Origin of the sequence: Nocardioides piscis, from assembly GCF_011300215.1 — a bacterium.
GTDB classification, from domain to species: Bacteria; Actinomycetota; Actinomycetes; order Propionibacteriales; family Nocardioidaceae; genus Nocardioides; species Nocardioides piscis.
On record NZ_CP049866.1, the window covers coordinates 2,278,025 to 2,298,867 of the forward strand.

Annotated in this window: 22 protein-coding genes and 1 pseudogene; 16 read left to right on the forward strand and 7 right to left on the reverse strand. The window is 69.9% G+C overall.

Annotation, left to right across the window (positions count from 1 at the left end; all coding sequences use genetic code 11):
- Window positions 1-110: 110 nt before the first annotated feature.
- A complete protein-coding gene (gene mce / locus G7071_RS11230; RefSeq protein ID WP_166318655.1) occupies window positions 111-557 on the reverse strand; it encodes a methylmalonyl-CoA epimerase in 447 nt (148 codons plus the stop codon).
- 109 nt (window positions 558-666) lie between these two features.
- Here mce and G7071_RS11235 point away from each other — a divergent pair, with 109 nt between their 5' ends.
- The 8 genes from G7071_RS11235 to G7071_RS11270 all read left to right on the forward strand — a co-directional run bounded on the left by G7071_RS11235 (window position 667) and on the right by G7071_RS11270 (window position 8,887).
- The gene (locus G7071_RS11235) at window positions 667-1,851 is read left to right on the forward strand and encodes an acetyl-CoA C-acetyltransferase (protein WP_166318658.1); all 1,185 of its coding nucleotides are present in this window, start codon (window positions 667-669) and stop codon (window positions 1,849-1,851) included.
- Window positions 1,852-2,011: 160 nt separating this feature from the next.
- Entirely contained in the window at window positions 2,012-2,809 is a 798-nt protein-coding gene (meaB, locus tag G7071_RS11240; protein ID WP_425489392.1) for a methylmalonyl Co-A mutase-associated GTPase MeaB, read from the forward strand.
- A 76-nt stretch (window positions 2,810-2,885) separates the two neighbouring features.
- Window positions 2,886-4,481, forward strand: a complete 1,596-nt coding sequence (locus tag G7071_RS11245) for a hypothetical protein (RefSeq protein ID WP_166318661.1) — start codon at window positions 2,886-2,888, stop codon at window positions 4,479-4,481.
- A gap of 89 nt (window positions 4,482-4,570) precedes the next feature.
- A complete protein-coding gene (locus G7071_RS11250; RefSeq protein ID WP_166318664.1) occupies window positions 4,571-4,741 on the forward strand; it encodes a hypothetical protein in 171 nt (56 codons plus the stop codon).
- Between the two features lie 19 nt (window positions 4,742-4,760).
- Window positions 4,761-5,276 carry a PH domain-containing protein gene (locus G7071_RS11255; protein WP_206062771.1) on the forward strand — a complete coding sequence of 172 codons (516 nt, stop codon included), beginning with the start codon at window positions 4,761-4,763 and terminating at the stop codon, window positions 5,274-5,276.
- Window positions 5,277-5,281: 5 nt separating this feature from the next.
- Window positions 5,282-5,626: an MGMT family protein gene (locus G7071_RS11260; RefSeq protein ID WP_166318670.1), complete on the forward strand. Its 345-nt coding sequence runs from the start codon at window positions 5,282-5,284 to the stop codon at window positions 5,624-5,626.
- Window positions 5,627-5,682: 56 nt separating this feature from the next.
- Window positions 5,683-6,345: a TetR/AcrR family transcriptional regulator gene (locus tag G7071_RS11265; protein WP_166318673.1), complete on the forward strand. Its 663-nt coding sequence runs from the start codon at window positions 5,683-5,685 to the stop codon at window positions 6,343-6,345.
- Window position 6,346: 1 nt separating this feature from the next.
- Entirely contained in the window at window positions 6,347-8,887 is a 2,541-nt protein-coding gene (locus G7071_RS11270) for an MMPL family transporter (protein WP_166318678.1), read from the forward strand.
- Here G7071_RS11270 and G7071_RS11275 read toward each other — a convergent pair.
- Window positions 8,884-9,444, reverse strand: a complete 561-nt coding sequence (locus tag G7071_RS11275) for a GtrA family protein (RefSeq protein ID WP_246209958.1) — start codon at window positions 9,442-9,444, stop codon at window positions 8,884-8,886. The two genes, G7071_RS11270 and G7071_RS11275, sit on opposite strands and share 4 nt — an antisense overlap.
- 73 nt (window positions 9,445-9,517) lie before the next feature.
- On the opposite strand from G7071_RS11275, the gene G7071_RS11280 reads away from it, so the two are divergent.
- A complete protein-coding gene (locus G7071_RS11280) occupies window positions 9,518-10,447 on the forward strand; it encodes a tetratricopeptide repeat protein (protein ID WP_166318681.1) in 930 nt (309 codons plus the stop codon).
- A 286-nt stretch (window positions 10,448-10,733) separates the two neighbouring features.
- Entirely contained in the window at window positions 10,734-12,167 is a 1,434-nt protein-coding gene (locus tag G7071_RS11285) for a DUF222 domain-containing protein (RefSeq protein ID WP_166318684.1), read from the forward strand.
- On the opposite strand, the gene G7071_RS11290 is transcribed toward G7071_RS11285, so the two are convergent.
- The 4 genes from G7071_RS11290 to G7071_RS11305 all read right to left on the reverse strand — a co-directional run bounded on the left by G7071_RS11290 (window position 12,087) and on the right by G7071_RS11305 (window position 14,416).
- A complete protein-coding gene (locus G7071_RS11290) occupies window positions 12,087-12,713 on the reverse strand; it encodes a histidine phosphatase family protein (protein ID WP_166318687.1) in 627 nt (208 codons plus the stop codon). The genes G7071_RS11285 and G7071_RS11290 overlap by 81 nt on opposite strands.
- 282 nt (window positions 12,714-12,995) lie before the next feature.
- Window positions 12,996-13,559, reverse strand: coding sequence for a hypothetical protein (locus G7071_RS11295; protein WP_166318690.1), 564 nt, complete (start codon window positions 13,557-13,559; stop codon window positions 12,996-12,998).
- 174 nt (window positions 13,560-13,733) lie between these two features.
- The gene (locus G7071_RS11300) at window positions 13,734-13,997 is read right to left on the reverse strand and encodes a metal-sensitive transcriptional regulator (protein ID WP_166318693.1); all 264 of its coding nucleotides are present in this window, start codon (window positions 13,995-13,997) and stop codon (window positions 13,734-13,736) included.
- Window positions 13,997-14,416 carry a DUF302 domain-containing protein gene (locus tag G7071_RS11305; RefSeq protein WP_166318696.1) on the reverse strand — a complete coding sequence of 140 codons (420 nt, stop codon included), beginning with the start codon at window positions 14,414-14,416 and terminating at the stop codon, window positions 13,997-13,999. Before G7071_RS11305 ends, G7071_RS11300 begins: the two co-directional genes overlap by 1 nt.
- Window positions 14,417-14,617: 201 nt before the next feature.
- On the opposite strand from G7071_RS11305, the gene G7071_RS11310 reads away from it, so the two are divergent.
- The 6 genes from G7071_RS11310 (at window position 14,618) to G7071_RS11335 (ending at window position 19,903) form a co-directional block, all read left to right on the forward strand.
- Window positions 14,618-14,947 carry a rhodanese-like domain-containing protein gene (locus G7071_RS11310; RefSeq protein ID WP_166318699.1) on the forward strand — a complete coding sequence of 110 codons (330 nt, stop codon included), beginning with the start codon at window positions 14,618-14,620 and terminating at the stop codon, window positions 14,945-14,947.
- Window positions 14,948-14,983: 36 nt separating this feature from the next.
- Complete coding sequence (locus tag G7071_RS11315; RefSeq protein ID WP_166318702.1) at window positions 14,984-16,354, forward strand: MBL fold metallo-hydrolase; 1,371 nt, start codon at window positions 14,984-14,986, stop codon at window positions 16,352-16,354.
- A complete protein-coding gene (locus G7071_RS11320) occupies window positions 16,351-17,178 on the forward strand; it encodes a sulfite exporter TauE/SafE family protein (RefSeq protein WP_166318705.1) in 828 nt (275 codons plus the stop codon). The genes G7071_RS11315 and G7071_RS11320 overlap by 4 nt, the downstream gene beginning before the upstream one ends.
- A 47-nt stretch (window positions 17,179-17,225) precedes the next feature.
- On the forward strand, window positions 17,226-19,415 hold the full coding sequence (locus tag G7071_RS11325) for an MMPL family transporter (protein ID WP_166318708.1): 2,190 nt from the start codon (window positions 17,226-17,228) through the stop codon (window positions 19,413-19,415).
- A gap of 47 nt (window positions 19,416-19,462) precedes the next feature.
- Complete coding sequence (locus G7071_RS11330) at window positions 19,463-19,630, forward strand: hypothetical protein (RefSeq protein WP_166318711.1); 168 nt, start codon at window positions 19,463-19,465, stop codon at window positions 19,628-19,630.
- A gap of 129 nt (window positions 19,631-19,759) precedes the next feature.
- Complete coding sequence (locus G7071_RS11335) at window positions 19,760-19,903, forward strand: YgaP family membrane protein (protein WP_246210639.1); 144 nt, start codon at window positions 19,760-19,762, stop codon at window positions 19,901-19,903.
- An 81-nt stretch (window positions 19,904-19,984) separates the two neighbouring features.
- Here G7071_RS11335 and G7071_RS11340 read toward each other — a convergent pair.
- A pseudogene (locus G7071_RS11340) lies at window positions 19,985-20,794 on the reverse strand (LysR family transcriptional regulator); the annotation flags it as partial.
- Between the last annotated feature and the right edge of the window lie 49 nt (window positions 20,795-20,843).

The window sequence follows — 20,843 nt, forward strand, 5'->3', positions numbered from 1 at the left end:
CCTACTGGGGCTCGGGGGCGATCGCGGGTCAAGATACCCGTGAGTAACGTGGTGTGGTGTCGGGTGTGACGTAGTTCCTAGTGGGTTCCTGGTGGGTTCCTAGTGGGTTCCTAGTGCGCGCTGGCCGGTTCGACGAGCTCCACGAGGACCCCGCCCGCGTCCTTGGGGTGGATGAAGTTGATCCGGCTGTCCGAGGTGCCACGCTTGGGTGCGTCGTAGAGAAGCCGCACACCTCGCTCGCGCAGGATCGCCGAGACCGCCTCGACGTCGGTCACGCGGTAGGCCAGCTGCTGCATCCCGGGGCCGGAGCGGGCGATGAACTTGGCGATCGTGGAGTCGTCGTTGAGCGGTGCCAGCAGCTGGATGTGCGATCCGGACTCGCCCACGGCCAGCATCGCCTCCCGCACCCCTTGCTCCTCGTTGGTCTCCTCGTGGGCGACGTGCAGGCCGAAGGTGTCGCGGTAGTAGGCGATCGCCTCGTCCAGGTCCGGGACGGCGATCCCGACGTGGTCGATCGCGGTGAACAGGTGCGCTGGGATGTCGAGTGACGCGGTCATGAGGACATCGTGACCGAGGCGTCTCGCTCGTGGCCACCCCGGGCGCAGCGTGAGACACCCGGCGGTATCGTCGACAGCACTCACCCCTGATCCTCTGGAGGCAGCTCTCATGTCCACTTCTGTCATTGTCGCCGGGGCTCGTACCCCCATCGGTCGCCTTCTCGGTGGACTCAAGGACCAGTCCGCGGCCGACCTCGGCGGTGTCGCCATTGCCGGTGCCCTCGACAAGGCGGGCGTCTCGGGCGACCAGGTCGACTACGTGATCATGGGCCAGGTCATCCAGGCCGGCGCGGGTCAGATCACCGCCCGCCAGGCGGCGGTCAAGGGCGGCGTCCCGATGAACGTGCCCGCGATCACCATCAACAAGGTGTGCCTCTCCGGCATCAACGCGATCGCCATGGCCGACCAGCTGATCCGCGCCGGTGAGCACGACGTCATCGTGGCCGGCGGCATGGAGTCGATGACCCAGGCCCCGCACCTGCTGCAGAAGAGCCGGGAGGGCTTCAAGTACGGCGACACCGGACTGGTCGACTCCATGGCCTACGACGCCCTCTACGACCAGTTCACCAGCCAGGCGATGATCAACCTGACCGACGGCTGCAACGCCGCCGGCCAGAACCTCTCCCGCGAGGAGCAGGACGCGTTCTCCGCAGAGTCCCACCAGCGCGCTGCGCTTGCCTGGAAGAACGGCCTCTTCGACGACGAGGTGGTCCCGGTCACGATCCGCTCGCGCAAGGGCGACGTCACCGTCTCCCAGGACGAGGGCGTGCGTGGCGACACCACCGTCGAGTCGCTCGCCGGTCTGCGCCCGGTGTCCAAGGATGGCACCATCACCGCCGGCTCGGCCTCGCAGATCTCCGACGGCGCCTGCGCCGTGGTGGTCATGAGCAAGGCCAAGGCCGAGGAGCTCGGCCTCACCTGGCTGGCCGAGATCGGCGCGTCCGGCCAGGTCGCCGGCCCCGACTCCACGCTCCAGCTCCAGCCGGCGCGGGCGATCGAGAAGGCGGTCGAGAAGGAAGGCATCGCAGTCTCCGACATCGACCTGTTCGAGCTCAACGAGGCGTTCGCCGCGGTCGGCATCGAGTCTGCCCGCCAGCTGGGCGTCTCGCAGGACAAGGTCAACGTCAACGGTGGCGCGATCGCCCTCGGTCACCCGGTCGGCATGTCGGGTGCCCGGATCGTCCTCCACCTGGCCCACGAGCTCAAGCGCCGCGGCGGCGGTGTCGGTGCTGCTGCGCTCTGCGGCGGTGGCGGTCAGGGCGACGCGCTGATCATCCGGGTCCCGCAGGCGTGACCCGCAGGCGGTCACCCGCCTCGGTCCCCGACCTGGTCTCCCGGGCGCGCGACGGCCACGCCAGTGCCGTCGCGCGCCTGATCTCCCTCGTGGAGGACGAGTCGCCGCTGCTCCGCGAGGTGATGGCGTCGCTCGCCCCCATGCGGGAAATGCGCATGTCGTGGGCATCACCGGTTCACCGGGAGTGGGCAAGTCCACCTCCACCAACGCCCTGGTCGCCGAGCTGCGCAAGGCCGGCAAGCGGGTCGGAGTGCTGGCGATCGACCCCTCCTCGCCGTTCTCGGGCGGAGCGTTGCTGGGTGACCGGGTCCGGATGCAGGACCACGCCCTCGATCCGGACGTCTTCATCCGATCGATGGCCTCGCGCGGTCACCTCGGCGGACTGTCCTGGACCACGCCCCAGGCCCTACGGGTGCTCGACGCCGCCGGCTTCGACGTGATCTTGGTCGAGACCGTCGGGGTCGGCCAGAGCGAGGTCGAGATCGCCGGCCTCGCCGACACCACCCTGGTCCTGCTGGCACCCGGGATGGGCGACGGCATCCAGGCGGCGAAGGCAGGGATCCTGGAGATCGGTGACGTCTACGTCGTCAACAAGGCGGACCGCGAGGGCGCCGACCGGGTCCGCCGCGACCTGCGCTCGATGCTTGCCCTGGCCCAGCGACGCGACGGGGCCTGGAGGCCGCCGATCGTGAAGACGGTCGCGGCCAAGGGGGAGGGCCTCGACGAGGTGGCCCACGAGCTCGACCGCCACCTCGCGTGGCTGCGCGACAGCGGTGAGCTCGACGTCCGCCGTACGCGCCGCGCACGCGACGAGATCGAGGCCATCGCCCTCACCCGGTTGCGCAGCCAGTGGGCCGATGTCCACGCCCGCTCCGAGCTCGACGGCCTCGCAGCCCGGGTCGCAGCGGGCGCCACCGATCCCTATGCAGCCGCCGACGTCCTCCTGGAAGCGCTCTGAGCCGCCGGCGCCCCCCACAGGGGTGAAGTTCGTTCGTTTCGCCACGAGATCGCGCGCGACGACCTAACTTTCTGGGGTGCTGCACTCTCGAACCGCCCTTGCCCTGGCCGCCTGCGGACTCGTCCTGACGATGGCGCCTGCCGTCGCCTCGACGGTGGAGACCGCTGACGCGCGCGCCAGCTCCCTGCAGCTGCGTGGCACGGCGTCGCTGACCACCAGTCCCAGCTCCTACGTCGGTGGTCAGGCGATCACCTTCTCGGGCAACATCGGAACCTCTGGCAAGCGCAAGGTCACCCTGCAGCTTCACATGAACCGACCCGGCGACAACTGGTTCGGCGTGCGCGGTTTCTCCGGTGCCAAGACCTTGGCCGACGGCAGCTTCAGCTTCCAGTTCCAGGCGCCGTCGATGTTCGGCATCCGCTACCGCGTGGTCTCGGGCAAGCGCGCGACCCCGCCGGTGTCGTTCAACGCCCGGCTCCAGGACGTCACGACGTGGGTCGAGGGGACCAACCCCGACTACGGCCTGGACCACAACCAGGCAGTCGCCGGTGAGCCCTTCACCGTCATGGCCGACGCGACGGTGGACGGCGCCCCGGTCTTCGTCGGTCGCGGCCTCACCCTGCAGCGGCGCCTCGACGGCGACAGCTGGGAGGACCTGGGCAGGTCATCGGTCGGCGCCGACGGGAACGGTGCCTTCCCTGGCGTCAGTCTTCCCGCCGGTGTCACGGTCGTGCGAGTGGTCGCCGACGAGATCAGCTCGGGCGCCAACCGCATCGGCTGGATCCAGTCCTTCCCGGCGTACGTGAACGTGCTGGCCAGCGCACCCGCACCCGAGCAGGCCCGTTCGCCCAAGCAGGGCAAGGTCGCCACCACGTCGGCTCGCGCCGTCGCCCTCGCTGCCCCGAGCGCGCGGCGCGGCGCCGGCGCCGCCTCGGCCACCGCCAGCAGCAAGTACGGCTGGTACCCGATCCTGTCGGACTACACCTGGGAGGCCGGCCAGTCCCTGACCAGCCCGGCCGACCTGGGCTCGGACCGCGACGGCTGGTGGCTCGACTACGCCGACGGCGCCGGACGGGTCAGCAAGCACAACGGCGGGCTCTATCTCGACAGCCAGCGCAACCGCAGCGGCCCCGGCGACTTCGGCACCACCCGCGCCACCCTGATGGACAGCGCACGCGCGTATGGCAGGTGGGAGACGCGCGTGCGACTGACCAGCGGGGAGTCGAGCTCCACGGACTTCAGGGTGCTGGTCGAGCTGGTGCCCGACAGGGCGGCCGACTACGCCTGTGGTCGACGCAACATCACCGTCGCCGAGGTCTCGGCCCACGGCACGAGCATGAGCTTCGGGGCCAAGGCCGACACCGCGCAGTGGACCGGTTCCAAGAGCATCCCGAGCGTCATCCACAGCTCGCCCGCGGTGGCCGTCGAGGTGTCCAAGCGCCACATCACCTGGTTCCTCAACGGCAAGCCGATCGGCACCGTCAAGGGCAAGGCCGCGGTCTCCGACGTGCCGATGACCTTGCGCTTCAGCCTGGTCGGTGACCAGGCGGGGGAGTACGACAAGACCGGGCTCCACTCGGACTGGCAGCGGGGCTTCGGCATCGACAGCGGCAAGCTGGTCACCAAGGGACCTGCCCTGAAGAAGAGCGCGCTCACCGCCTGCGAGTCCTGAACTCTCCCGGCCAGCCTCCACGGTCAGCCAGCGACGTACTGGTATGAAAGTCACGTCCTGTGCCGTGCCTGTCCGAGGAGTGCTTGTCGATGAACGCCAAGAAGGCCGTCAGCGTGCTGCTGGTCGTGTTCGTGGGCTTCTGGATGTTCACCGACCCCAACGGCCTCGCGGACGCGGCGAAGGCGGGCGCGGGGCAGACCTGGGGCCTGACCCAGCAGCTCTTCGCCGCGATCATCGACTTCGTCGGCGCCCTCTCCTGACGTCTGTGCCGGTGAGGTGGTGAGCGGCATCTTCGACCCCGACATCCGCCGTCACCTCCTGCGCGACGAGGGAGAGGTCATCGTCGACGAGGTCCGCCACCACGGCATCGTCTACGTCCGGCCGGTCCTCGAGGCGATCGCCGGCCTCGCCCTCGTGGTGGCGGTCCCCTTCATCGACATGGACCTCGCCTGGTTCCCCTTCGCCCTCGCACTGGCCATCTGGGCGCACGCGGCCTGGCGGGCGCTGCAGGAGCACATGGACCGGTTCGTCATCACCAACATGCGTGTCTATCGGGTGCACGGCGTGCTCTCCCAGCAGCTCGCCACCATGCCGCTGTCGCGGATCCTCGACATCACCGTCAAGAAGCCGCTGCACGGCCGGCTGCTCGGCTTCGGCCACTTCGTGTTCGAGTCCGCTGCCCAGGAGCAGGGCCTGCGTGACATCCGGTTCGTGGGTCGCCCCGACGACCGCGACCTGTCCATCCAGAGGGTCGTGCAGCGGTCGGGCCTGCGCGGTCCCCGCGTCCCCAACTAGCACCCGTGGACGAGCGGCTCGTCGAGCTCGTGCTGCGAGCGGTCGACCTGGTCCCGCCCGGGCAGCTGGCGGCATACGGCGACATCGGCGAGGTCGTCGGCATCGGCCCCCGCCAGGTGGGAGCCGTCATGAGCCGGTATGGCGATGGCGTCGCCTGGTGGCGCGTGTGCAACGCCGTCGGGGACTTCGCTCCCGACCTGCTCGAGCGGGCGAGGCCGCACTGGCACGCCGAGGGGATCACGCTCAAGCCGAACGGTCGTGGTGCCCGGATCGCCGACCACCGCGCCGACCTCGACCTGCTCGCCCAGCGGTGGCGCGTCGCCGTCGCTGACATCGACGGGCACGGGTGACGAGCCACACACCAGAAAACATGCACGACTGTGCAAACTTGCCCTAAAGTGCACGTGTGACCCTGAACCTCTCCAGCCCCGGGCTGCGCGCAGCCAAGAAGGAGCGCACCCGCGAGGCGCTGAGCCAGGCGGCGGTCGCGATCGTGGCGGCCGAAGGCATCGACGCCCTCACCGCTGACCGGATCGCCGCCGAGGCGGGGGTCGCCCGCAGGACGTTGTTCAACTACTTCGCCCACGTCGAGGACGTCCTGACCCACTCCCTCGGCACGGTGACCCAGAGCATGGTGGCGGCGTTCGTCGCCCGTCCGAGCGAGGAGTCCCTGCAGGACTCGGTCACTGCCGTGCTCGCAGCGCTGCTCGACGACCCCGTGTTCGCCCAGGCGATCGTGCTCGAGCGCGCCGCGGACCACTCGCCGGCCACGAGACGGTTCCTGCGTGAGTTCGCCGACAACCAGATCCAGGCCTTCGAGGCCGGGCTGCGCGACCGGTTCGGGGTGGACGCCGACCCGGTCTTCGTCGCGGCGCTGGCCGCCTCCATCGGGGCGATCGTGACCCGGATGACCCGCCTGGTGGTGGTGCGTACCCCCGAGGACGAGTTCGACCCCGTCATGTTGATGGGTCGACTGCGCCTCCTGCTCGAGCAGTCCTTCTCGCTCCTCTTCACCGGCTTCGACGAGGCCGCCCCCATCGTTCGGCCCGACCCTCCCAAGGAGAAATGACGTGGCTTCCCTCCTCTTCCGAGTCGGACTGGCGTCGGCTCGCCGACCCGTGGCCGTCGTGCTGGCCTGGCTCCTGGTCCTGGGTGCGCTCGGGGCTGCGATGGTGTCGTTCCAGCGGCCGCTCAGCAACGAGTTCGACCTGCCCGACAGCGAGTTCTCCGCGGTGCTCGACGAGCTCGGTGAACAGATCCCGGAGGTCTCGGGCGGCACGGGCACCGTGGTGCTCCACAGCCCGGACGGATTCACCCCGGCCCAGCGGGAGGCTGTCGACCAGACGACGGCCACGTGGCGTTCGCTGCCCCACGTCACGGACACCGTCGATCCGTTCCGGACCCAGGGCCAGCTCGATGCGGCGGCCGCGCGTCTCGAGCGGGGCGAGCGGAAGCTGATCGAGGGGCAAGCTGCCTACGACAGGGGAGCACGCAAGCTCTCTCGGCTGCGCTGGCTGGTCGGCGAGGGCGAGCGGGACATCGCCAGGTTGCAGCGGGACAACCCCGACGACCTGACCCTGCCGAAGCGGATCGAGGGGCAGCGTGAGCTGGAGGCCACCCTGGCCGACGGTGAGCGACAGCTCGCCGAGGCCCGCGAGAAGCTGGCCGCCGGCGAGGAGAAGTTCACCGACGGGGCGGTCCTGCTCGGCCTCGGCGACGGCATCCGGATGGTCAGCGAGGACGGCACGACCGCGCTGGTGCAGGTCCGCTTCGACAAGTCGATGCAGGAGATCTCCCCCGACGACCTCGCTCGCTTCCCCGACGCGGGGGAGCGGTTGGGCGAGGCGGGGATCGAGGTCGACTACGGCCAGGAGCTCGTCCAGACGACGGAGGTCGGCGGCATCGGCGAGGTCATCGGACTGGGGGTGGCGGCCGTGGTGCTGCTGGTGATGCTGGGGTCGCTCGTGATCGCCGGGCTGCCACTCGTCATCGCGTTCGCCGGAGTGGGCGTGAGCCTGATGGGTGCCATGGCCCTGACCCACTGGCTGGAGATCCAGCAGATGGCGCCCGTCCTCGGTGCCATGCTGGGCCTGGCCGTCGGGATCGACTACGCGCTCTTCATCGTCAACCGGCACCGCCGCCAGCTCGCAGACCTCGCCCACGGGAACGTGCAGATCTCCAGGCACGAGCTGCGGCACAGCATCGCGCTGGCGACAGGCACGGCGGGTACGGCGGTGCTCGTCGCCGGCGCCACGGTCGTCATCGCGCTCGCGGCGCTGCTCGTGTCCGGCATCCCGATCCTGGTCCAGATGGGCCTGTTGGCCGCCTCCACGGTGGCCCTCACCGTGCTGGTCGCCCTCACCCTGACCCCGGCCCTGCTCTCGCTGGTGGGCCGACGGGCCGTCCCGCGTCAGGCCAAGGCGGTCGACAGGCCGCGCCGCGACGGCTGGGCCGAGAAGTGGGTCGACCTGGTCACTCGCCGCGCACCGGCGGCGATCATCGCCGTGGTGCTGCTGATGGGTGTGCTGGCCATCCCGGCCGGCTGGCTCCGCCTGGGCCTGCCCGACGGCGGCTCGGAGAGTCCGGACTCCACGGCCTTCCAGGCCTACGAGCGCGTCGCCGAGGCCTTCGGTCCCGGCGCCAACGGCCCGATCCTGGTCTCCGCGACCGTCGAGTCACCCATCGCGGAGAGCGACCTGGTGGCCACCCAGGCGCGCATCGGCGAGCAGGTCGCGTCGGTCGGCGGGGTGAGCGACGTGCTCCCCATCGGGGTCAGCGACGACCGCCGTACGATCGCCTATCAGGTGGTGACGGTCGAAGGTCCCTCGGCGGACTCGACCGTCTCGGTGGTGGACGAGCTGGTCGGTCCGGTGACCGAACGGGTTGCCGCCGACGGTGTCGACCTCGGCGTCACGGGCCAGGCGGTCGCCAACATCGAGGTGTCCCAGCGCCTGGCCGAGTCGCTCCCGCTCTATCTCGCGCTCGTCATCGGGCTCTCGCTGCTGCTGCTGACCGTCGTCTTCCGCTCCCTGGTGGTCCCGCTCCTCGCCACCGTCGGCTTCCTGCTCTCGGTCGCAGCGAGCTTCGGCGTCATCGTCGCCGTCTATCAGTGGGGCTGGCTCGGCGGGATCTTCGACGTGCACAACCCCGGGGCCGTCCTGAGCTTCATGCCGACGCTGCTGATCGGCATCCTGTTCGGCCTGGCCATGGACTACCAGATGTTCCTGGTCTCCGGCATGCGCGAGTCCTACGTCCACGGCCAACGGGCTCGTGAGGCGGTGCGCAGCGGCTTCTCCTCGGGCGCGAAGGTGGTGACCGCGGCCGCCCTGATCATGATCTCGGTGTTCGCCGGGTTCGTCTTCTCCCACATGACGATGGTCCGTCCGATCGGGCTCGGCCTGGCTGTGGGGGTGCTGCTCGATGCCTTCCTGATCCGGATGACGCTCACGCCGGCCGTCATGTCCCTGCTGGGGGACAAGATGTGGTGGATGCCGGTCTGGCTCGACCGCCTGCTGCCGCACCTCGACGTCGAGGGCTCGGCCCTGGTCGACAAGCAGCGTCCGGCACGGCGCACCGCCCAGGAGCGCGAGGACGCGCTCGTCCAGATCTAGCTGGCTCCCGGGTGCAGCGGGTCCGCAAGGTCTCGGTGATGGGTGCGCACTGCCGCGAAGGTCCAGATCTTGTTGAACACGAAGGACAGCGGCGTGACCAGCGCGATCACGATGAGCTGCGCCCAGTACAGGCGTGTGCGCAGGCCGGTCGAGTCATCGAGCACCGTCGTGGGCAGGCTCAGCGGCGAGTGCGGGTGCAGGAGAGCCGTCAGCACGACGAGGCCGACGACCTGCCCGGCCAGACCGACGGCCAGGAAGGGCAGGTATTCCCTCCGCCACTTCGCGTGCCGGGTGCTGCCGAAGGCCCAGTTGCGGTTGAGCTGGAAGTTCCACAGGTTGGCGACCAGGAAGGCAGCCGTGGAGTAGAGGTGATACCAGCGCAGGTTGAACTCGCCGAACGGCAGCGGGAGGACGACCTCCTCGAACCCTGGGCCGAGGCGCTTGACCGCGATCAGGGTCAGGAGATTGACCAGGACGCCAGAGACCCCGACCAGGCCGAAGCGGGCCAACAGCACGAGGTTGTGACGGTGACGGTCCATGAGCGCGGTCGCGAGCACGCGGTGAGGCTACCGGCGGTCGAACGAGGGGGTCATGCGGACCCCGGGGGATCGACGCGGAACAATGGGCAGCATGACGCAGCGACCGTTCTCCCGTCCCGGTGCGATTGACCTCTCGGCCCTCAAACGCCCGGCGCAGCCCCCAACCGCACCCGGTGCACCTACGTCGTCGACCGGCGGCGCGACATACTCGGTGTCGGTCACGCAGGCGAACTTCCAGCAGCTGCTCCAGGAGTCGATGACGGCGCCCGTCGTGCTGGTCTTCCACTCGGCGACGCAGGCTCCCGGCAGCGAGATCTATGCCGCCGACGTGGCCGCCGAGGTCGAGGGCCAGGAGGGCCGGCTGCTTGCGGGTCTCGTGGACATCGACGCGGAGCCCGAGATCGCCCAGGCCATGCAGATCCCGCAGGTCCCGCTGCTGCTCGTGGTGCTGGACGGACGTCCGGTGACCCAGCCGATCCCGGGCGCCATGACCCGCGAGGAGCTCGGTGCGCTCTTCGACCAGCTGCGCCAGCAGCTCACGGCGCAGGGGATCACCGGTCGGCACCAGCCTCGAGGCGTCGAGGCGCCCGAGGGCGAGGAGCCGCAGGTGGACCCGCGCTATGCCGCAGCGCAGGAGGCGCTCGGCGAGGGCGACATCGACGGCGCCGTCGCTGAATATCAGAAGCTGGTGGATGCCAACCCGGCGGACAGCGAGGCGGCTGCGGGCCTGGCCATGGCCAAGGTGCTGCAGCGGACCCAAGGGGTCGACCTCAATGCCGCGCGCGCCGCGGCAGCCGAGTCTCCCGACGACGTCGACGCGCAGACGATGGTCGCCGACCTCGACCTGCTCGGCGGGCACGTCGAGGACGCCTTCGCGCGCCTCGTCGCGCTCGTCGCCCGCACGAGCGACGCCGACCGGGCCAAGGCGCGCGAGCACCTCCTCGCGCTCTTCGCGGCCGTCGGCAACGACGACGAGCGGGTCCTGGCCGGGCGGCGCAACCTGGCGTCCGCGCTGTTCTGAACGACGAGCTGCCGCGTAACCAGTGGCCGCCCCTGGCTGGCTGTCCACAGCCATATTTCAGCTGTTGTTAGTGATGTCGAACAGGCGTACGATTACTGCCAGGAGTTGGAGATGGCACCCAGTCCCGAAGAGGGGCTAGGAGACACGCAGAGAACCGGATGTGCCCCGGACGCCTTGACGGCTCACGCGTGTCGGACTGGCGTCGCCCGACAATGCCCCGGGGAACCCACCGCTTCCGTCCTGGTCCGGTGGTCTGGTTCCCAGCGGGTTGATCGGGGTGGTGGCAGTGAACGAGGCAGCTGAGTGGCGTGCACCTGGTGTCCCGGCGTCGCCGTCGCCGGTGCTGGCCGAGGCCATCAGTCGCGTCACCCACGCCCTGGACGAGTTGGTGGCGGTCTCGCCCACGAGCCTGTCGGACGAGGACGTGGCCCGACTGGTCGACTTTGCGACGGTCTGCGTCGGCCGTGCCAACGGCTTGATGACCGCGGTCGTGGGTGAGGCCGACCACCGTCGCCTCGGTGACGCGATCGGTGCCCGGCACACCGCCCAGTGGTGGGCGCGCCGGTCGCGGCTGACCCGGCCTGAGGCGCACCGCCTGACCCGCCTCGGCCGAGTGTTGAGCAGCGAGCTCTATGCGCCGGTGCAGGCTGCGCTCGCCGGCGGGGAGGTCCACCTCGACCAGGCGGGCGTGATCGTGGCCGCGGTCGACGCGATCCCGACCAACCCCGCCGACCTGCCCGCCCACGCCGAGCCACCGGCGGTGCTGAAGGCCCGCGCGATCGAGCACCTCCTGATCGCGGCCAAGGACCACGACGCAGTCGCGCTGAAGATCCTCGGCCGCCGGATCCTCGACATCGTCGCCCCCGCCGTCGGGGAAGCAGCCGAAGCCAAAGCACTGGCCGAGGAGGAAGCAGCCGCAGCCCGCAAGGTCACCCTCACCCTGCGCGACCACCACGACGGCACCACCACCGGCCGGTTCACCATCCCCACCGCCGCCGCTGAGGCGATGCGCAAACAGCTCCTCGCCATCACCAACCCCAGGCACCAGGCCGCCACCGACCCCGACAGCGCGCCGGTCGCGACCCCGGCACCGGAGGACCCGCGGCCGCTGCACGCCCGCCTCGGGTGGGCGCTGGTCGAGTGGATCGAGGGCTACCCCTGCGACCTCCTGCCCGCCGCCGGGGGCACCACCGCCACCGTCGTGGTCACCATGGGCCTCGACACCCTCCTCGGCGGCCTCGCGGCCGCGGCCCTCGACACCGGCACCCGCATCAGCCCCGGACACGCCCGCCGGCTCGCCTGCGAGGCCGGGATCATCCCCGCCGTCCTCGGCGGACCCTGCGAGGTCCTCGACCTCGGCCGCACCCGCCGCTTCCACACCAAGGCCCAACGTCTGGCAATGGCACTGCGAGACAACGGGTGCACCGCCGAGGGCTGCGACCTGCCCCCGCCGCCTGCCACGCCCACCACGACCACCCCTGGTCAGAAGGCGGACCCACCAACACCACCACCGGCCGGCTGCTCTGCCACCGCCACCACCGACTCATCCACGACCCCCACTACGACACCACCCACCTCCCCGGCGGAAAGGTTGCCTTCCACCGGAGGACCTAGGCCGAATGCGAAGGGCTGCCAGTCCTCAGAGGCGCAAATGCTCGGGGAATCCGCTCCAGCGAAGGTGAGCCGGCAGGTGCGACACGTCGTTGGCCACAACAACTGACGGTGGGGCGCCGTCTCCGTATCGGATGACAGTCAGCCCGGCGTGGCACTGAGTCGGTGGAAACCACCTCCAGGCCGGGGCATCCAAGGCGTGTGCCACCAGCACCCCAATGGTGAAGGCGTGGGTGATGACAACATCAACAGCCTCTCGTCCATCGATGGCCGGGCCTGCCAGCAGATCGATCGCCTCTGCCGCAAGGGCCGCGCCCTGGGATGCTTCATCGTCCGAGACATCCCCCAAGAACGACATGACGGTGTCAGCCCAAGCGTCCGGGATCTCCTCTCGCCTCGGCAGACGAGGAATGAAGTCACCTGCGGCAGCATGCTCATGCAGCGCGAGATCGCTTTCGAACTGCTCCGCCACCACTTTCGCCGTCTCAGCAGCACGTGCAAGCGGCCCGTGAAGGACGCGTTCTATCGCTAGAGGTGCCAGACGACGACCCAAGTGTTCAGCCTGCAGCGCGCCGACCTGAGTCAGGCCCGATCCGTCTTCCTCTGGCTCCGCGTGGCGAGCCAAGTACAGCAACCGTGTTTTCTCCCGGGACATGACGTCATTGGATCATCACGCAGACTGTGACGGCTCATGCTGCTGTTGGTGCGCGGATCTGCCAGCAAGAGACGCGGGCGGGTGCGACCCAGGGCCGTGGAGACGATCCGGGCAACGACGAGTCAGGGCCTAGGTGTATGCGGCAGGGACGTCCTGGGTTCGAGGCGCATGGCTGTCTACCGGATCTGGCGACGAGCGCATTTACCTCTGACGTGGTACACGCGGTACCTGGCATGTGCGCTGATGGTCGGGGCAGGCTCTTCCATCAGAAGCTGACGCCGGTCAGAGACGCCAGCGGAACGGCTTGCGGTTCATCGCCGTCATCGAATCCATCACGGGGCTGCGGCTGCTGAGGTCCATGGACAAAGCGGTCCACTGGAGCACCTTGGCCCCCTTCTTGACCTGCTTGAGGTTCACCACGGCGCTATAGGTCTTGGCATCGACCTGGGTGACAGGCAACTTGCTGCAGTTGTAGGGCCCGCCGGACCCCCGCCGGTGGACACGCTGCAGACCTCGCTGCGCAGGATGCCGTCCTTCGTGAAGATCCTGACCGTGCGGCTGATCCGCTCGTTCTTGATGAACTCCGCCGCCAGGCCGCTCCAGGCTGGCCTTCGTCATTACGGGCGAGTACAGCCGGAAGGTGACCCGGATGTTCTCCGTGCGGTTCACCTCGAGCTGGACCGCGGCGAGGTCGATGCCGCCGCCCAGGCTGCCGACGAAGACGTCGTTCCTGGGGTCCTTCCTCGTCGTGCTGGAGGCGTTCGCCGGCGCGGTCGGGCCGAGGCCGACGGCGAGTGCCAGGGCGATGGGTGCTGTCAGCAGCCTGGTGGTCCTGGACGTGGGCATGGGCCTGTTCCCCCGGTCGGTCAGCGGTGACGTTGAGGACATTGTCCACCAGTCGGCCCACAGACTTTCGACTGCTGCCCTAATCTCGCCTGTTCCGTCCAGGTCTCGCGCCGGGCACCTCATGTCGCGGGGCCGTGGCGAAACCCGGGCAGCTGGTCCTGATCAGCCAGCGGCTCAGGCGAGCGAGAGGAAGAGCTTCTCCATCTTCTTCACGTCGACGGACTCGAGACCGTCACCGGCAGTCAGGCACTGCTGCAGTCCGCTGGCCACGATGGCGAAGCCAGCGCGATCAAGGGCCTTGGACACGGCCGCGAGCTGGGTGACGACGTCCTCGCAGTCCCGCCCCTCCTCGAGCAGTCGGAGCACTCCGGCCAGCTGGCCCTGTGCCCGCTTGATGCGGTTGATCACCGGGGTCATCTCGGTGGGGTCGAGCTCCATCAGTTCGCTCCTTCGGTGTCGCCGGTGGGGTTCAGGGCGGCCAGCGCGGCCGTCAGTCGCTGCTTGGCGTCCGCGGCGACGGAGTGCAGCGCCTCGTTGTCGGCGAGACCCATCATCGCGTCGGGGTCGAAGGCCTCGACGACGGTGGTGGCCTCGTCGAGGGACCGGACGACCACGTTGCACGGCAGCACGGCGGCGATGGAGGGCTCGGCGGTGAGGGCCTCGTAGGCGAGCGCGGGTCGGCAGGCGCCGAGGATGACCTGCGGCGCGACGTCGACGTCCAGCTTGGCCTTGAGCGTCGCCTTGAGGTCGATCTCGGTGAGGATGCCGAACCCCTGGTCGGTCAGCGCTGCCCTGACTGACTCGACGGCGGTGTCGTAGGGCTCATTGAGAGTCGTGGTGAGGGTGTAGCTGGCCATCAGGTGCTCCAAATCTACGTAGGTCACGGTTCGTGGTGAGAGAACGAGGATACCCCCGAGGTATTCCGCGGCGAGGTCCGCGGCCGGGGTTCGGCAGGGGTTCGCGCCGTGGCTGGAATACCCCCGGGGGTGTTAAGGTTACGACTCGTTGATACCCCCCAGGGTATTCATCGAATCCGCTTGCGAGAGGAATCCACACCCATGACAAGTCGCACTCCCGAGATCGACATCGACCAGCTCGACCGGCGTGCGCGTGACGCGCACGTGGTGGACGTCAGGGAGGTCGGCGAGTTCGCGGCCGGTCACGTGCCCGGCGCGTCCTCGGTGCCGATGAGCCAGCTGGCCAACCGGCTCGGCGAGCTCGAGAAGTCCCGTCCGGTCTACGTGGTCTGTGCCTCCGGCAACCGCAGCGCCGCCATGGCCGACCTGCTGGTCGCTGCCGGCTTCGACGCCTATTCGGTCGCCGGCGGAACGAGCGCCTGGTCGCGCTCCGGTCGCCCCTTGGAAACCGGCGCCCCGCGCGCCAGCTGACCGCCCGGACCCGAACGAGCCTGAGGAGTTTTTCAGATGAGCACCGACCTGACGATCGTCCCGATCGAGACCCCGACCCTGGGAGACCGCAGCTATCTCGTCCACGACGGCGAGGCCGCGTTCGTGGTCGACCCGCAGCGAGACATCGACCGCGTCCTCGACCTGCTCGACGAGCACGGCGTACGCCTCACCCATGTCTTCGAGACCCACATCCACAACGACTACGTCACCGGCGGGCTCGCCCTCGCGCAGCGCACCGGTGCCCACTACCTCGTCAATGGCGAGGACGACGTGTCCTTCGTCCGCACCCCTGTGGCGGACGGGCAGGTCGTCGAGGTGGGTGGACGTATGCGCATCACTGCGCTGGCAACCCCCGGCCACACGTTCACCCACCTCTCCTACGCGTTGGCCGACGGCGCCGAGCAGATCGCCGTCTTCACCGGTGGATCGCTGCTGTACGGCGCCACCGGCCGCCCCGACCTCCTCGGGCCCGAGCACACGCACGACCTCGTCCACCACCAGCACGCGTCGGCCCATCGGCTGGCCGAGCTGCTTCCCGACGAGGCCGAGGTCTTCCCGACGCACGGCTTCGGGTCGTTCTGCTCAGCCACCCAGTCCGACGCCACGTCCTCGACGATCGGCCAGGAGAAGCGGTCCAACCCGGTCCTGACCCAGGACGAGCAGACGTATGTCGATGAGCTGCTCGCCGGCCTCGGCCCGTGGCCGGCCTACTACGCCCACATGGCCCCGGCCAACGCCGAGGGCCCGTCCGAGCCCGATCTCAGTCCTCCTGCGGTGGCCGACGCCGACGAGCTCCGGGGACGCATCGAGGCCGGTGAGTGGGTGGTCGACCTGCGCAACCGCACCGCGTTCGCGGCCGGCCACGCACCCGGCACCCTCAACTTCGGCCTCGACGGCGGCTTCGCGACCTACCTCGGCTGGCTGATCACCTGGGGGACGCCGATCACCCTGCTCGGCGAGACGGCCGAGGACGTGGCGCAGGCCCAGCGCGAGCTGGTCCGGATCGGCATCGACCGGCCCGCCGCGCACGCCACCGGTGGTCCCGAGGAGTGGAGCGTGGGGGAGCTGAGCTCGTTCGAGACGGCGACCTTCGCGGACCTCGCACAGGTCCGGCACCACCGCGAGGTCGTGGTCCTCGACGTCCGCCGCGCCGACGAGCACGACGCGGCCCGCATCGACGGCGCGGTCAACATCCCGCTCCACGAGCTCCAGCACAGCATCGCCGACGTGCCCGCCGGGGAGGTGTGGGTGCACTGCGCCGGTGGCTACCGTGCCTCGGTCGCAGCATCCATGCTCGACGCAGCCGGACGGTCGCTGGTCGCCATCGACGACAGCTTCGACAACGCCGAGAAGGTGGGGCTCCACCTGGTTGGGCCCGAGGCGTGACGCTCCTCCTCGCGCTCGTCGCGGGTGCGCTCATCGGCCTCAGCCTGGGCGCGCTCGGCGGCGGCGGCTCCATCCTCGCCGTGCCGGTGCTGGTCTATGCGCTGGGCCAGGGCGCGGCCCAGGCCACCACCGGCTCCCTGGTGGTGGTCGGCGTGACCTCGCTCGTCGGCGCCGTCGCCGCCCATCGAGCCGGCAACGTCCTGCTCGCCCGCGGGGTGACCTTCGGCGCGGTCGCGACCGGTGGCGCGATCGCCGGCGCTCGCGCCTCGACGGTTGTCTCCGAGACGGTGCTGCTGGCCGCGTTCGCCGTACTCATGCTCATGGTCGGCACCCTGCTCGCCGTCCGGCAGTGGCAGGGTCGAGGAGCGTCGCAGGACGGGCTGCACGCGCGGCGACCGTCGCTGGACGACCCGATCATCACCTTCAGTCCCAGGTTCGCGTGCCAGTGCCCCCGCGCCCTCAAGGTGCTCATCACCGCCACCCTCGTCGGCCTGCTGACGGGCTTCCTCGGCGTCGGGGGCGGGTTCCTCGTCGTGCCCGCCCTGCTGGTCGCGCTCGCGCTGCCGATGGAGTATGCCGCCGGCACCTCGCTCGTCGTCATCACCATCACCAGTGGGGTGGCGCTCATCGCCCGGGCCGGCAGCGGGGTCGCCCCCGACTGGTGGCCGGTCGTCGCGCTCACCGCGGCCGCAGCGATCGCTGCGGTGATCGGCGCCCGGCTCGCCGACCGGGCCGACACTCGCCGGCTCTCGGCCGCCTTCACCGGACTCGTCCTGGTCGTCGCGGCCTTCACGGCGGCCCAGGCGCTCCCGGCCCTCATCTGACCCACCCACCCAAGACCTCACGTACCTCGACCGAAAAGAGCACTTCCATGACGTCGACGGCCACCAGCCGCCACGCTTCGCCCGACTCCACCGATCCCGACTCCACCGATCCTGACGGCCTGGGCTACCGCCCCGGTCCGCTCGGCCGTCTCGGCGTGTGGGTCACCCACCACCGTCGACTGACCGCGGCCGTGTGGGTCCTGCTGATCGTCGGTCTCGGTGCCTTCGCCCCGAAGGTCGAGGCCAACCTCTCCGGCGCCGGCTGGCAGGCCGACGGCTCGGAGTCCGTCGCCGTCCGTGAGCTGGCCCAGGACAGCTTCGGGGGCAATGCCAGCTCCGCCATCCAGGTCGTCGTGCACAGCGCGGACGGCCCGGTGACCGAGGGACGCGGCAGCGAGGTGCTGCGGGAGGCGACGGCACTGCTCGAGGACGAACGGCGGATCGCCGACGTCATCGCGCTGCAGCCGGGCGCGAGCCTCAGTGAGGACGGGCAGACCGCCGTGATCCTCGCCGGCGCGGGTGCCGACCCCAACGAGATGGTGCGCGTCGCCGACGACCTGAAGGGGGAGCTGGAGGCGCTGTCGGTGGACGGCGTCGAGGTCAACCCGACCGGGGCCTCGTTGCTCTGGTCCGACTTCAACGAGGCCAACCTCGAGGCGATGCTCAAGTCCGAGATGGTCTCCTGGCCGGTGACGCTGGCCATCCTGGTCCTGGCCTTCGGAGCGCTGGTGGCAGCAGGTCTTCCGCTCATCCTGACCCTGGCCGGCCTCGTCGCCTCCGCCGGCTCGCTCGTGTTGATCAACGAGCTCGTGCCGGTGTCGATCTGGGCGATGAACTTCGCGATGATGTTCGCCCTCGCGCTCGGGATCGACTATGCGCTCTTCCTGGTGGTGCGGTTCCGGGCCGCCCGGATGGGTCACCACGAGACCCCGCGCCAGGCGATCGCGGAGATGATGGACACCGCCGGCAAGGCCGTCCTGTTGTCCGGCATCACCGTGCTCGTCTCCCTGTCGGCCGTGATGCTGGTGCCGTCCCCCGCCTTCCGGTCCATGGCCGGCGGGATCATGCTCGCGGTCACCTTCGTGCTGGCCGCGACGCTGACCCTCCTGCCGCTGGTGCTCTTCAAGCTCGACCACCGGATCAACAAGTTCGCCCTGAAGTGGGTCCACACCGGAGAGCACCGCTCGCCGAAGTTCGCCGCCTGGGGCGAGCGCCTGTGGAAGCGCCCCGTCGTCTTCGGCCTGGCCTCGCTGATCGTGCTCCTGGCGCTGGCCGCGCCGGTCCTGGGCCTGCGGACAGCAATGCCCTCCATCCAGGTCCTCCCCGAGGAGGCGAGTGCGCGGGTCGGCTACGACCAGGTCAAGGACGCGTTCGGCGACGGTGCTCCGGGCACGCTCCAGGTGATCGCCGATCGCTCTGACGCGAAGGCCACGACCGCTGCGCTCAACGACGACACCGGCATCGCCGGTGCCATGCCCGCCCAGCCGGCGGCCGACGGCAGCGACCTCGTGCTCATCCAGGCGGTGCCGACCGTCGACCCGTCCGACCCCGAGCTGGGCCAGACCGTCGACCGGCTGCGCGCCGACCTGCCCGCCTCAGCCCTCGTCGGTGGCGCAGCCGTCGAGAACCTCGACCTCAAGGCCCAGCTCGACGAGTCCACGCCACTCGTCGTCGGCGTCGTGCTCGCCCTTGGGTTCCTGCTCCTGCTGGTGGCACTCCAGGCGCCCCTGATCGCGCTGCTGGGCACCCTGGTCAGCCTGCTGTCCACGGCTGCGGCCTTCGGTGTCGCCCGGCTGGTGTTCCAGGAGGGGTACGGCGCCGGCCTGCTCGGCTTCGAGTCGCAGGGCTTCCTCGACGCATGGGCGCCGGTGTTCTTCTTCGCGATGATCTTCGCGATCGCGATGGACTACACGGTGTTCCTGCTCGCCTCGGCCAAGGAGCATTACGAGCGCTCCGGTGACCCGCGGGAGGCCATGGTCGGCTCACTGGCCCACTCCGGTCGGGTGATCTTCGCCGCCGGCGCGGTGATGGTGGCGGTGTTCTTCACCTTCGCCCTGTCCGGGCCGCTGCCGCCCAAGGAGATGGGGATCGTGCTCGGAGTCGCGGTCCTGCTCGACGCGTTCCTCGTCCGGCTGGTGCTCCTGCCCGTCATGCTGCGCCTCACCGGGAAGGCTGCCTGGTGGACGCCGCGCTGGCTGACACGCCTCCTGCCCCGGATCACCTTCTCCCACGGCTGACCCCGAAACCCTTCACCTCACATCCACCAACCGAACGGAGCACCACCATGTGTCGAGCAGTCCGATGCAAGACCTGCGGCAAGACCACCTGGGCCGGATGCGGCCAGCACGTCAACCAGGTCCTGGCCGGCGTCCCCCGGGCCGACCGCTGCCCGGGCCACCCGAAGGAGGAGCGTCAGGGTGGCGGACTCCTCTCGAAGATCTTCGGCCGCTGACCCTGACGGGTGGGGATGCGATCCACCGAGCGTCCCCACCCACTACTCCCACCCCTGATCGGAGCTCTTGTGAACATCGACCGCGCTGTGTTCCTGCTCGCCGGCACCGTCATCCTCCTGAGCGTGCTGATGAGCGCCTTCGTCTCGACCTGGTGGCTGCTGCTCACCGCATTCGTCGGCCTCAACTTGTTGCAGTCGAGCATCACAGGCGTCTGTCCGGCGGCAGTCGTGTTCCGCCGGCTCGGCCTGTCGGCCGGCTGCGCGTTCCGCTGATCCCGGACGCACGCAGGGCATCCAGCACCGCCGAGACGGCGGGGAGTCGCTCATCGACGACCGGTGCACCACCATCACCTCCCGCGTCGGCACCGGCCGGTGGGCGGCAACCGCGACCACCTCGTCCGACAACGGCGACCTGCCCAGCCGGGGGACGAGGGCGATGCCGAGGCCGGCACCGACCAGGGCGAGGTGGGAGTCGAACTCCATCGCCACGTGCGCGATCCGGGGCGAGTGTCCGGTCCCGACATACATCCGCGTCAGCCACTGCCGACAGATGGAGCCCTCGGGGGTCGCGACCCAGGCCTCGTCGACGAGGTCGTGCGGCGAGACCCGGCTGCGACCGGCCAACGGGTGGTCACGCGCGACGATGACGTCAGCGACGTCGCGCGCGATCCTCACCGCAGCCAGGTGCTCGGGCACGTGCAGGGGCACGTCGCCCCAGCTGTGCACGATGCCGAGGTCCTGCTGCCCAGTGGCGACGAGGTCGACGGTCTCCCACGGCTCGCGCTCGGTCAGGGTCAGCGCAAGCGCCGTGTGGTTGTCCAGCAGGGTGCGCACGGCGGGGGCCACCAGGCCTCGCATGGCCGTGGAGAAGGCGGCGATCCGCAGCCGGCCGGTGACCCGGCCGGCGTCTCGGTGCAGCCCGGACTCGAGGTGTTCGAGGTCGGCCAGCAGCCGTGACCCGTCGGCGACGAGTCGTCGCCCGTGCTCGGTCAGCATCACCCCGCGACCCACCCGCTCGAGGAGGGCGACGCCGGTCTGCTTCTCCAACCGCTTGACCTGCTGGGAGACGGCGCTGGGCGTGTAGCCCAGGGCGTCAGCTGCTCCCACCACCGAGCCATGGCTCTCCACGGCTTGAAGACTCATCAGTGCAGCCAGATCGATCATGTAGTGACGCTACCTGATCATGGGTACGAGGATTCGCTGGTGCTTCAGG

Coding starts and splice junctions, on each gene's coding strand:
- mce (WP_166318655.1), bottom strand. CDS start 557: ATGACCGCGTCACTCGACATCCCAGCGCACCTGTTCACCGCGATCGAC.
- G7071_RS11250 (WP_166318664.1), top strand. CDS start 4,571: ATGAACGCCAAGAAGGCCGTCAGCGTGCTGCTGGTCGTGTTCGTGGGC.
- G7071_RS11315 (WP_166318702.1), top strand. CDS start 14,984: ATGAGCACCGACCTGACGATCGTCCCGATCGAGACCCCGACCCTGGGA.
- G7071_RS11310 (WP_166318699.1), top strand. CDS start 14,618: ATGACAAGTCGCACTCCCGAGATCGACATCGACCAGCTCGACCGGCGT.
- G7071_RS11305 (WP_166318696.1), bottom strand. CDS start 14,416: ATGGCCAGCTACACCCTCACCACGACTCTCAATGAGCCCTACGACACC.
- G7071_RS11290 (WP_166318687.1), bottom strand. CDS start 12,713: ATGTCCCGGGAGAAAACACGGTTGCTGTACTTGGCTCGCCACGCGGAG.
- G7071_RS11295 (WP_166318690.1), bottom strand. CDS start 13,559: ATGCCCACGTCCAGGACCACCAGGCTGCTGACAGCACCCATCGCCCTG.
- G7071_RS11330 (WP_166318711.1), top strand. CDS start 19,463: ATGTGTCGAGCAGTCCGATGCAAGACCTGCGGCAAGACCACCTGGGCC.
- G7071_RS11325 (WP_166318708.1), top strand. CDS start 17,226: ATGACGTCGACGGCCACCAGCCGCCACGCTTCGCCCGACTCCACCGAT.
- G7071_RS11335 (WP_246210639.1), top strand. CDS start 19,760: ATGAGCGCCTTCGTCTCGACCTGGTGGCTGCTGCTCACCGCATTCGTC.
- G7071_RS11280 (WP_166318681.1), top strand. CDS start 9,518: ATGACGCAGCGACCGTTCTCCCGTCCCGGTGCGATTGACCTCTCGGCC.
- G7071_RS11300 (WP_166318693.1), bottom strand. CDS start 13,997: ATGGAGCTCGACCCCACCGAGATGACCCCGGTGATCAACCGCATCAAG.
- G7071_RS11235 (WP_166318658.1), top strand. CDS start 667: ATGTCCACTTCTGTCATTGTCGCCGGGGCTCGTACCCCCATCGGTCGC.